General features: G+C 57.8%; 10 protein-coding genes and 1 pseudogene. 1 reads left to right on the top strand and 10 read right to left on the bottom strand.

Translation table 11 applies throughout. From position 1 onward, the window contains the following. Positions 1–25: 25 nt before the first annotated feature. From IMW75_RS27180 to IMW75_RS10470, 10 genes and pseudogenes are all read right to left on the bottom strand, one after another. The gene (locus tag IMW75_RS27180) at positions 26–148 is read right to left on the bottom strand and encodes a hypothetical protein (protein WP_269082904.1); all 123 of its coding nucleotides are present in this window, start codon (positions 146–148) and stop codon (positions 26–28) included. Then, positions 145–1,353 (bottom strand): MFS transporter, encoded by a 1,209-nt coding sequence (locus IMW75_RS10430; RefSeq protein ID WP_045060571.1) that lies wholly within the window; start codon positions 1,351–1,353, stop codon positions 145–147. Before IMW75_RS10430 ends, IMW75_RS27180 begins: the two co-directional genes overlap by 4 nt. A 52-nt stretch (positions 1,354–1,405) precedes the next feature. Next, positions 1,406–1,810: a MarR family winged helix-turn-helix transcriptional regulator gene (locus IMW75_RS10435; protein WP_045060570.1), complete on the bottom strand. Its 405-nt coding sequence runs from the start codon at positions 1,808–1,810 to the stop codon at positions 1,406–1,408. Between the two features lie 157 nt (positions 1,811–1,967). Then, complete coding sequence (locus tag IMW75_RS10440; RefSeq protein ID WP_205892560.1) at positions 1,968–2,699, bottom strand: adenosylcobinamide-GDP ribazoletransferase; 732 nt, start codon at positions 2,697–2,699, stop codon at positions 1,968–1,970. Positions 2,700–2,701: 2 nt separating this feature from the next. Then, complete coding sequence (gene cobC / locus IMW75_RS10445) at positions 2,702–3,277, bottom strand: alpha-ribazole phosphatase family protein (protein WP_045060568.1); 576 nt, start codon at positions 3,275–3,277, stop codon at positions 2,702–2,704. Beyond that, positions 3,274–4,329: a nicotinate-nucleotide--dimethylbenzimidazole phosphoribosyltransferase gene (gene cobT, locus IMW75_RS10450; RefSeq protein ID WP_205892561.1), complete on the bottom strand. Its 1,056-nt coding sequence runs from the start codon at positions 4,327–4,329 to the stop codon at positions 3,274–3,276. The genes cobC and cobT overlap by 4 nt, the downstream gene beginning before the upstream one ends. Continuing rightward, entirely contained in the window at positions 4,326–4,847 is a 522-nt protein-coding gene (cobU, locus tag IMW75_RS10455; RefSeq protein WP_205892562.1) for a bifunctional adenosylcobinamide kinase/adenosylcobinamide-phosphate guanylyltransferase, read from the bottom strand. Before cobU ends, cobT begins: the two co-directional genes overlap by 4 nt. A 39-nt stretch (positions 4,848–4,886) precedes the next feature. Beyond that, positions 4,887–5,057: pseudogene (locus IMW75_RS10460) on the bottom strand (cobyric acid synthase); the annotation flags it as partial. A 244-nt stretch (positions 5,058–5,301) separates the two neighbouring features. After that, positions 5,302–6,489 (bottom strand): tyrosine-type recombinase/integrase, encoded by a 1,188-nt coding sequence (locus IMW75_RS10465; protein WP_205892563.1) that lies wholly within the window; start codon positions 6,487–6,489, stop codon positions 5,302–5,304. A 734-nt stretch (positions 6,490–7,223) separates the two neighbouring features. Further along, positions 7,224–8,660, bottom strand: a complete 1,437-nt coding sequence (locus IMW75_RS10470; RefSeq protein WP_205892564.1) for a VapE domain-containing protein — start codon at positions 8,658–8,660, stop codon at positions 7,224–7,226. A gap of 781 nt (positions 8,661–9,441) precedes the next feature. Here IMW75_RS10470 and IMW75_RS10475 point away from each other — a divergent pair. Next, positions 9,442–9,795: a hypothetical protein gene (locus IMW75_RS10475; protein ID WP_205892565.1), complete on the top strand. Its 354-nt coding sequence runs from the start codon at positions 9,442–9,444 to the stop codon at positions 9,793–9,795. Positions 9,796–9,902: the final 107 nt, after the last annotated feature.

The raw sequence follows: 9,902 nt of genomic DNA on the forward strand, positions 1-9,902 counted from the left end.
GCAAGCACCAGTCAGGCAAACAGCTCTAACAAACGCCCATGCCCAACTGCATCAATGCCAGCCCGCCCTGGTGCCAGCCCCACCACACCAGGGCCAGCAGCAAGGCGCCAGCAGCCGCCAGGGCAACACGCGGCCAGATACGACTCATGATGCACTCAACTGCGTTTGCAACCGCGCCACGGGCCGCTCGCGCACCGGCCAGTTAAGGGCCGCCGCCAACAGGCTGAGGAGAATCGCCACTTGCCAGATCAAGTCATAGCTCCCGGTCCGGTCATACACCACCCCGCCCAGCCAGCCGCCCAGGAACGAGCCCAACTGGTGAAACAGGAAAACAATGCCCCCGAGCATGGACAGGTTTCGCACGCCAAACAAGGTGGCGACGGTGCCGTTGGTCAATGGCACCGTGGACAGCCACAGGAAGCCCATCGCCATGCCGAACAGGTACGCGGTGGTGGTGGTGACGGGCGCCCACAGGAACAACCCGATGACCACCGCGCGCAGCAGGTATAAGCCGGTCAACAGGCGCGGCTTGGACATGCGCCCGCCGAGCCAGCCAGCCGTGTAGGTGCCGAAGATGTTGAACAGGCCGATCAGCGCCAGCACCGTGGTGCCGACCGTTGCCGGCAGGTGCTGATCCACCAGGTAGGCCGGCAGGTGCACGCCGATGAATACCACCTGGAAACCGCAGACGAAAAAGCCGAACGCCAGCAGCCAGAACCCCGAATGGGAGCAGGCTTCGTGCAGCGCTTCACCCAGCGTTTGCTCATGACCGAGGGACGGCAGGGGTTTGTCCTTGAGCATGCCGACCAAGGGGACGATCAATGCCACCAGCAAGCCCAGCACCAGCAAGGCTGCAGACCAGCCCAGCCAACCGATCAGCCCCAGGGTGCCGGGCAGCATGGCGAATTGGCCAAACGAGCCGGCCGCACTGGCGATGCCCATGCCCATGCTGCGTTTTTCCGGTGGTACCGCGCGCCCCACCACCCCGAGAATCACCGAGAACGACGTGCCTGACAATCCGATCCCGATCAGCAGGCCGGCACTCAGGGACAAGGTCACCGCCGAATCGGAAAGGCCCATGCACACCAGGCCAGCGGCGTATAGCACCCCGCCGATCAACACGACCTTGGCCGCGCCAAAACGATCCGCCAGGGCGCCGGTGAAGGGTTGCGCCAGGCCCCAGATCAGATTCTGCAGAGCGATGGCAAAGGCAAAGGTTTGGCGGCCCCAGCCAAACTCGGCACTCATCGGCGCCAGGAACAGGCCAAAGCCATGGCGAACGCCCAGCGACAACGCAAGAATCAGCGCACTGCCCAGCAACACCCAACCGCACGTACGCCACATCGATGTCATTATTATTCTCCGATAGCGGGTATATACCCGCTTATGTTCGAACGCGCCGGCTTCAAGCCAGTTCGTCCAGCAGTTTGAGCAATGTTTCGCGTTTTTCCGCGCCCAGGCGATCAACCAGCCGCTGTTGCGCAGCCTCCCAGGCTGGCAAGGCCGCCGCCAGGCGTTCGGCGCCAGCGTCGGTGAGCTTGACGATGCGATTGCGCATGTCCTCGCCCTCGACCAGCATCACCAGCCCTTCCCCTTCCAGTACCCGCAGGTTGCGCCCCAACGTACTGCGATCCAGCCCCATGGCCTCGGCCAGGGTGGAAATACTCGGCTGGTCCAGGCGTTGCAGGTTGCACAGCAAAGAATACTGGGCAACGTTGATTCCGAAGCCATCGAGAGCGCCGTCGTAATGCCTGCTGACGCCACGAGCGGCGCGACGCAGGTTGATGCATAAACATTGGGAGTCGAGCATGATGCGTGTATATACCCGCGAGTGAGATTAATCAAGTTTTCTACAGTAACTGCAGGAGCAAAGCGTGCTCGCGATGGCGATGTGACATTCAGTGGTCATGTCGCCTGGTAGCACGCGATCGAGAGCAAGCTTTGCGCCCACAGGTAATCAAGTCTAATCAGACCAACACCAACCCAACCAACACCCCAACCTCCAGCAACTCCAGCAGCGCCCCCGCCGTATCCCCGGTGGTACCGCCCAATCGCCGCAGCATCAACTGCCGCAGCCAGGCAAACGCCAACCCCGCCATGACCAGCGCAGAAACGCCATTGAGCCCCGCCAGCAACACACAGGCCAACGCACTGAGTGCCAGCACCAGCTTGCCCGCCGAGCGCGGCAGATGATCAGCCAGCGCCTGCCCCAGCCCGCCGGCACGCACATAAGGCGTGGTCAGAAACAGCCCCAGCAGGGCAGCGCGCCCAATCAGCGGGACTACCAGCAAATAAACCCCATGTTGCTGCTCGATCAACGCCAGCAACGCGGCAAATTTAAGCAGCATTACCAGCACCAGCGTAACCACTGCGATGGGTCCGCTGCGCGGGTCCTTCATGATGGTCAGGGTGCGTTCACGGTCGCCAAACCCGCCAAGCCACGCATCAGCGCTGTCGGCCAGGCCATCGAGGTGCAAGCCGCCGCTCAACAGCACCCAGGCCGTCAGCAACAGTGCAGCGTGCAGCACTAAAGGGCTGCCATTGAGGAGGCCGTTCAGCCCCCACAAAATTACGCCAAACAGCAACCCAACCAGCGGATAAAACAGCAGTGAGCGCCCGAGCTCCTGAGGTGTCGGCATGCCCGGGAGGCGTACCGGCAGGCTGCTGAGGAATTGCAGGGCGATCCAGAATGGCAGCATGCTCAGTTCGCTTCCCGCAACAGTCCAGCGGATTCAACGGCCAACGCAAACATCGTACCGTGGCCAACTTCGACATTCAGCAGTTGCTCACGGGGCAACCCTCGGGCCCGCGCCAGCAACAGGCGCATCACTCCGCCGTGACTGACCAGCAAGACCCGCTCCCCCGCATAAGTGGCGTGCAAGCGCTCGACGGCGCCCAGCACCCGCGCGGAGAAATCCTCGACCGGCTCGCCCTGGGGCGGTGTGAACGAATAGGGATCGGCCCAGAACAAGCCCAGGCCCTCGGCGTCGGTTTCCATCAGCGCGGCAGCGCTCTGCCCTTCCCAGGCGCCGAAATGCAGCTCCTGCAGAGCCTTGTCCTGATGCACCGGCACGCCCAGTTGCGCGCCGAGTTCCTCTGCAAACCGCGCACAGCGCTGCAAGGGTGAGCTGACCAGGCGATCCCAAGGCCCCTGATCCGCCACCGCGGCACGCATCTGTGCCCAACCGGCGTCGGTGAGCGCGTCATCGATGCTGCCGCGCAGGCCGCCGCCCAGTTCGGTTTCGCCGTGGCGCAACAAGTCCAGGCGCAGGGTCATGCCGGGCGGTCCGCAACGGCGGCTTCGGCAAAGGTCGCCATCTGCCCGTGAAGGTCACAGGCCAGGCGCAGCAAGGGCACGGCCAGCGCGGCACCACTGCCTTCGCCCAGGCGCAGGCCGAGCGCCAGCAAGGGTTCGGCGTCGAGCGTCTCGAGCACGTGCCGATGCCCCGGCTCGGCGCCACAATGCCCAAACAACAGCCATTGACGGCACGCCGGATTCAGCCGCACGGCCACCAGCGCGCCAACGCTGCAGATAAAGCCGTCCACCAGCACCGCTACCCCTTCCTGGGCACAGGCGAGATAGGCGCCCACCAGTGCGGCAATCTCGAAACCGCCGAGGTTGTACAGCGTCTGCAACGGATCGCCACGCTGGGCACTGTGCAGTGCCAGCGCGCGCTCGATGACCTGGGCCTTATGGCTGACGCCTGCGGCGTTCAGTCCGGTGCCAGGCCCGGTCATTTGCACTACCGGGCAATCGAGCAATGCACAGGCCAGGGCGCTGGCGGCGGTGGTGTTGCCAATGCCCATTTCACCACCGATAAACAGCTGGGCGCCGCCAGCTATGGCGCGGTGCACGCTGTCGCGACCCGCCTGCAAAGCCAGCGCACCCTGCGCTGCAGTCATCGCCGCAGTCACGGCGAAATTCGCCGTGCCCGGGCCGATGTTCAGGTGCCGCACGCCTTTGAGGTCGAGGCCCGGGTTGACGGTACCCAGATCGACCACTTCCAGGGCCGCGCCCAGTTGCCGTGCCAGCACGCTGATTGCCGCGCCGCCGCTGACGAAGTTGTGCAGCATCTGCCCGGTCACTTCCTGAGGATACGCAGAGACGCCTTCGGCAACGACGCCATGGTCGCCAGCAAAAATGCCGATCCACACCTGATCAAGCGTCGGCTTCAGTTGACCCTGCAACCCGGCCAGTTGCACCGCCACAGACTCGAGCCGACCCAGCGAACCCGCGGGCTTGGTGAGCTGCTGTTGGCGGGCCTCAGCCTGTTCGACGGCGTGACTATCTATGGGTTTGCACGGGTTGAGCCACCAGGCTTGGGTCATAACGCGGTTCCTTTGAGAGTCAGGGGCAGGCCGGCCACGGTGAGGACGACTCGCTGGCAGCGCTCGGCCAGCGCCTGATGCAGCCAGCCGGCCTCATCGACGTAGCGCCGGGTCAACTCGCCCAGCGGTACCACGCCCATGCCGGTCTCGTTGCTGACGAAAATGATTTCACCCGGCAAGGTCGCCAGGCAGTCGAGTAAAGCGTCGCGTTCGACCGACAGGCGTTCGGCGTTGTCCAGCATCAGCAGATTGGTGAGCCACAGGGTCAGGCAATCCACCAGCAGGCAGCGATCGGCGCTGGCGTTTTCGCGCAGTACGCGGGCCAGTTCCAACGGTTCTTCGATCAATCCCCATTCGGCTGGCCGCCGCGCACGATGGTGGGCCACCCGCTGGTTCATTTCGCCGTCCAGCGGTTGGCTGGTGGCAATGTAGGTGACAGCCAGCTCACTGTCAGTGGCGAGCCGTTCGGCCAGGCGGCTTTTGCCGGAGCGGGCGCCGCCGAGGATTAATTGCAACATGGTGGGTTCCTTGAAATCTTCGGTGGGGCGATAGGGCACTCAGATACCACACAGTTCACGCAACAGCCCGGTATCCAGGTGCTTCTCCACCAGATCCGCCAACCGCTCGATATCCCGCTCTCGCAGGCCGTGATAGTCCACCTCCTGCACATCCTGCAAACCGGCCCAGCGCAGCAGTGCACTGCAGGCCGCCGGCGACTCGAACAAACCAAACGAGTCAAGCAGTTTGAGCGGCCCAGCATTTCCAAGGAGTTGCGGCAGTTTTGGGCCTTGGAATTCCCCCTCACCCACCCACCACCGAACCACAGGAAGTATCCATTGGAGTGAATTCAAATACGTACGTTCTTTGCTCAAATCAATCGCCATAAACTTCCCCACCGACCACCCAACCTGATGGGAAAACCCACTATGTCGGGTGCTCGGCAGGGATGTCCCGGCGCAAGCGCTCCGGATTTTACGCAGTTTTTACCGACTCCGCTGGATTCCAGATAGTGCCTGTCGCATCAGCCGCTGCATCCACTGCCGCAAGCAAGGTCTCCTGTGACAAATGACTGTAACGCTGGCTGGTCTTCAGTTGAGCATGACCAAGCACCTTGGATACCTCATAGATAGAACGCCCTGAGTTCACCATATTGCTAGCCATACTGTGTCGCAGATCGTGCATCCTTAACTCAGAAAGCCCTGCTTGCTTGCGTGCAATATCCCAGCTAGCGAAGACAGACCTGAAGGGTTTCATCGTCTTTGGATTAGGCACCAAATGCGGACATCCTTCCCAGCGAGGCAGTTGCTCCAGAATCGCCAAGACTGCGGTGGACAAAGGTACATGCCGAGCCTTACCTGACTTCGAAGTCGGGATACGCCAGCTACGACGCACCAGATCAAAATGCTCCCAGCGTGCATCTAGCAGCTCCCGTTTACGCGCCCCTGTCAGCAGCAATAAGGGCACGATGTGTTTCAACTGGCTACTGCCACTGTGTTCCAGTGCAGCCCTCAGTCGCTGTGTCTCCTCTGGAGTCAGGTACCGCTCACGAGCATTGTTGAGCTCGTACATCGAAGCGCTTAACGTTGGATTGGTCTCAGCACCAGGTATCTTCCACTTCTTGGCCACGTTATACATATAACGCATGAGAACAAGTACACGGTTGCAGGTAGCTGCCGCATACCCGTCGGCACGCATCGCATGGTGGTGCTCGATGACGGATTGCTGGGTTATTTGATCCAGATGGCAATCACCAAACTTAGGCTGCACATGATTACGAAAATAGCTCTCGTCTGAGGCCCAGCTTTTCTTGTACCCCTTGATAAATGGCATATACCGCTCTTGGAAAAACTCAGCCAGCGTCGGTACTGTTCGCTTTATCTTCCGTTCATCAGAGGGGCTTTCCCCAAGCACTACACGAGAGCGCAATACCTGGGCAGCCTGACGAGCCTTGTCAAAAGAGACGGACTTAGAGTCGCCAATCTTGTGTTGACGTTGCTTGCCATGCTGGTCCCGGTAACGAAGGTGAAATGTCTTTCCTCCAGAAGCACGGACCTCAAGAATGAAGCCTGTGATGGCTGTGTCGTAGTAGTCCACCTTGTTCTTGCCGTCAGGACAGATAGCCATGCGAACAAAGTGGGCGTCCAGGTTTGCGTTGGGCATGGGAATGCTCCTTATTGGTAACAGTAGAAGAAGGAAAGGCCACAACCCAAAGTGGCTGCAGCACTCGGTTAAAGGGATAAGCGGATACTGGGTAGCGCTAGGAGCGATGCAGATAGCGGACAAAACCGCATTAATTCTTCGAAACTTCTTTGTGTTTCAAGGGCATAGGAAGTCCACGACCACAAGTACTGGACTGGGCCGGGAACCGGAGGGAATGAAAAGCGAGGTAGGGGGTAGCAGGGGGCAGCAGAATCGAAAAAAAACAGGTGTCCCAAGGCTTCAGAACAGGCTCAAGGGGGATGAGGTGGAGGCAAAAAATAGACATTGGCTGATGAGCCAAAAAGACAGCATCTATTTTCAAAACCATTATTTAAAATCTTCGAAATTAACTACCCCCTGCTCCCCCCTGGCCCGAGGCCATGCCCACTCTAAGCTGCGTCGAAACGACTAGGTGGACGTTGGTGGGGGCAGCGGTGGGGACGTCCAGTGAAGGGATTCCAAAAATCGCCACAGCGACGATTTTTAAATCCTTTGATCAATCCCTCATTGTGTCATCCCGAGGAGACATACAGGCGATATCCGAGGTTCAATACTGTTGGGCGTCTAAGCACTGGTTAATGGGCATCGGCAGTCATTGGGCTGCGCCGATGGTTACCCCATCGGGCGTCATGAGGCGGAGTCGAGCGAAGAGTTCGTGCATTCTGCCACTCCCCTGACGACATATATGCATGCCTTCAATAGTCTCCATTCTCGTCTATGTGTGACTTCGCCGAAGCAACCAATGAGGTGCTGGCCTTACGAGGAATGCGCCATTTGGTGTCGCCATTAATCCTCTTCGGTTCACCGATCAGCTCACGCAGGATTGACCCGCATTCCTTGCATTGGGGTGTCGACGGTTTCTCGTAACCGGCCAACCTTAGAACCTGAGAGGCTGTCATTGCCTCCTGACCAGGCTGGCCCTTCAACCCCAGATCGAGAATGTCCATTAGTGCTTCACGGATCGCGCTGACGTTACGGTGATCTTTATTGTGAAGCTCCAGCAGCGCTTCTTCATGCTCATCAAGCCACCAACGAGCACCTTCCTTCTTAAAGTCCAACGCTAACTGAGCGAAGACCTGTTGCATATTGATACCGTGCTGGGTGTTGATGCTGATGACTGGAACCGTCCACCAACGAGAGTTACCCGTCCCATCGACCAGAAAGTTGCTTTCGTTGACCGTGGCACAAAATACCGTTCGTCTGGCGTACTCAGCATCAACACGTGCATAAGGACGACGTAGCTTGTCCTGCACATTGGTCAGAAACCCTTTGAGCCGAGCAATGTCCTTTTTAAACGAACTGTCGAGTTCGCCGATTTCCACAATCCAATGGCTGACGGCGGTCAGGATGGAATCCTTGTTGTTACCGTCCAAGTGGTGATCGCCCTTGACCAGCATGTCGCGCAGCAATGGATCAGGCACCAAGGATAAAACCCAGGTAGTTTTACCGATGCTCTGAGGCCCCTGAAGGGTCAGTACGCCCCTAGCCCGGAAGCCTTGACTCATTAATCCCGCTGCGACGGCACTCAGTAACCAGCGATATATCAGTAAGTTCCTTAGATCTAAGGGAAAGCCATCACGCACAGTCAGGGTGTCGTACACACTGGTCAAACGATCCTGACCATCCCATGTCTCGCTATTGATCCAGTCGGCCACCGGGTTGAACGCAGCACTGTCAGCTATGACCTCCACATAACCAGGCACTTGGCCGATAGGGAGTCCATTCAAGGTTGCCAAGTTGATAATGTGGGTCATTGCCACACTGTCCGCGTTATCGGTGGTGCCCCGGCTGCCGGGTAAGGTGATGTGCGTTTTCTTCTTAATGACGTTGTAGCGTGCCACTACGCCGTAGTACTGAAGAATATGCCGTGTATTTTGAATAGTGGCCGGGATCGAGGACTTGCCTTGAGGGGGTTGATTGGGAAAGCTGTCAGGGTCCATGGATTCGGCATCAGCAAGGCTAGCAAGGGGCTTCGCGATAGGTGTCAAATCGACCTGGGCGCTCTCCAGATTAGCGGCTGATTGGCATGAGGTGTCTACACAATTCTGGTGATCGGGAGGAGGAGTGAGCAGCGGAATTTCAGGTGGCTGCGAAGCAGCTGACGCGTGAGTTTTTTTAATGTCTGGGAGCATGATCAGGAGGCCATGATTAGTCTAAACAACGGAACCCCGATTGGTGTCTTGGGGTTAAGTAAACGGGTTCGTGGCCAGTGTCTGAATTTCACCCTTCTGCCTGACAAATATTAAAATATTATCTTTATAGATCAATAGTTTGGCCGTCTTCTACTCATAAAAAATCTCGTACGTGCAGCTTTTAGAGATATTAATTGGAAAAGCGGCTCTAGTGCATACGGTCTTGCTCCTCCTTCCATGAGAAAAACTCACGCTTTGACTATTGGATTACCTGTTGATCGAAGGCTGAATACCCAGCTAAGTCCGCAGCATGCGGGGCAACCGAGTAAGCTAATGCGCGCTTTTTGCTACCCCCTCCCCCCACCAAAGGCCAGACAACACGCCCACTCCCTCGCGTACAGGCAGAGTGTCAAGTGGGGAATAGGGTGCACGCCAGTGGGGGCTAGGGAACAACGAGGGGGCAGCGGGAGGTCGAGGCAAGGCGTCGGGGTGAGCCGCCACAGCGGGCACCAAGGGGAGCACTCTGGAAGACCGAAGCAATGACTAGGGTGGCGGCCTATCAATCGTCGCTATGTTTACAGTCGCATTCAGACAGCTGTTACAGCTCATGGTAGGACAGCTTCCCAGATTCCATTTCCTAAGTCAGTGGAGAGTGAGAGGCAGAGAACGGCCAAAAGCGGCCGGTGGACAAGTAGATGGCAAAATAGTAGCTTCGGGCAGGAGCTACGGCATGCGGGATAAATGACCGTACTGAGAGTAGTTAACCAGCCAAGGAAGCCCCATGCATCGCATCGTAAACTCTCACTTGAAAAACTTTGTCAAAAGTTTTGGATTTGAGTCTGATCCACAAGATCAACAATTTGAATACTTTTGCAATTATGCAGTGTTGTACTCGCGATGTGCATCTGGCTTTGATCTAGACGATGTGACCACCGGCGTTGGAGATGACGGAGTAGATGGTGTAGCAATTATACTTGATGAAGAAATTATAATATCTGATGAAGATGCACGCTCAGCATTCAAGAGTGATCGTAAAAATCACGATATGGAAGTCGTTTTTATTCAGGCTAAAACGTCTGACGGATTCGATCTGGGGGATTTTTTAAAATTCAAGGAGGGCGGTTGCAGGAGCTGAGTGCAACACGGTTATTGAATCGAAGTGGGAGTATCGTGCCGCATCGCAATGGCCTTTTGCATCACCTCACTCATCACTTCGATCGGACATTTGAAATCGAAGCGTTT

This window comes from Pseudomonas gregormendelii (assembly GCF_017114825.1).
GTDB lineage: Bacteria > Pseudomonadota > Gammaproteobacteria > Pseudomonadales > Pseudomonadaceae > Aquipseudomonas > Aquipseudomonas gregormendelii.

Excerpts from the sequence above, each read along its gene's own strand:
- IMW75_RS10435 (WP_045060570.1), bottom strand. The coding sequence starts at position 1,810 with ATGCTCGACTCCCAATGTTTATGCATCAACCTGCGTCGCGCCGCTCGT.
- IMW75_RS10430 (WP_045060571.1), bottom strand. The coding sequence starts at position 1,353 with ATGACATCGATGTGGCGTACGTGCGGTTGGGTGTTGCTGGGCAGTGCG.
- cobC (WP_045060568.1), bottom strand. The coding sequence starts at position 3,277 with ATGACCCTGCGCCTGGACTTGTTGCGCCACGGCGAAACCGAACTGGGC.
- IMW75_RS10440 (WP_205892560.1), bottom strand. The coding sequence starts at position 2,699 with ATGCTGCCATTCTGGATCGCCCTGCAATTCCTCAGCAGCCTGCCGGTA.
- cobT (WP_205892561.1), bottom strand. The coding sequence starts at position 4,329 with ATGACCCAAGCCTGGTGGCTCAACCCGTGCAAACCCATAGATAGTCAC.
- IMW75_RS10470 (WP_205892564.1), bottom strand. The coding sequence starts at position 8,660 with ATGCTCCCAGACATTAAAAAAACTCACGCGTCAGCTGCTTCGCAGCCA.
- IMW75_RS10475 (WP_205892565.1), top strand. The coding sequence starts at position 9,442 with ATGCATCGCATCGTAAACTCTCACTTGAAAAACTTTGTCAAAAGTTTT.
- IMW75_RS10465 (WP_205892563.1), bottom strand. The coding sequence starts at position 6,489 with ATGCCCAACGCAAACCTGGACGCCCACTTTGTTCGCATGGCTATCTGT.
- IMW75_RS27180 (WP_269082904.1), bottom strand. The coding sequence starts at position 148 with ATGAGTCGTATCTGGCCGCGTGTTGCCCTGGCGGCTGCTGGCGCCTTG.
- cobU (WP_205892562.1), bottom strand. The coding sequence starts at position 4,847 with ATGTTGCAATTAATCCTCGGCGGCGCCCGCTCCGGCAAAAGCCGCCTG.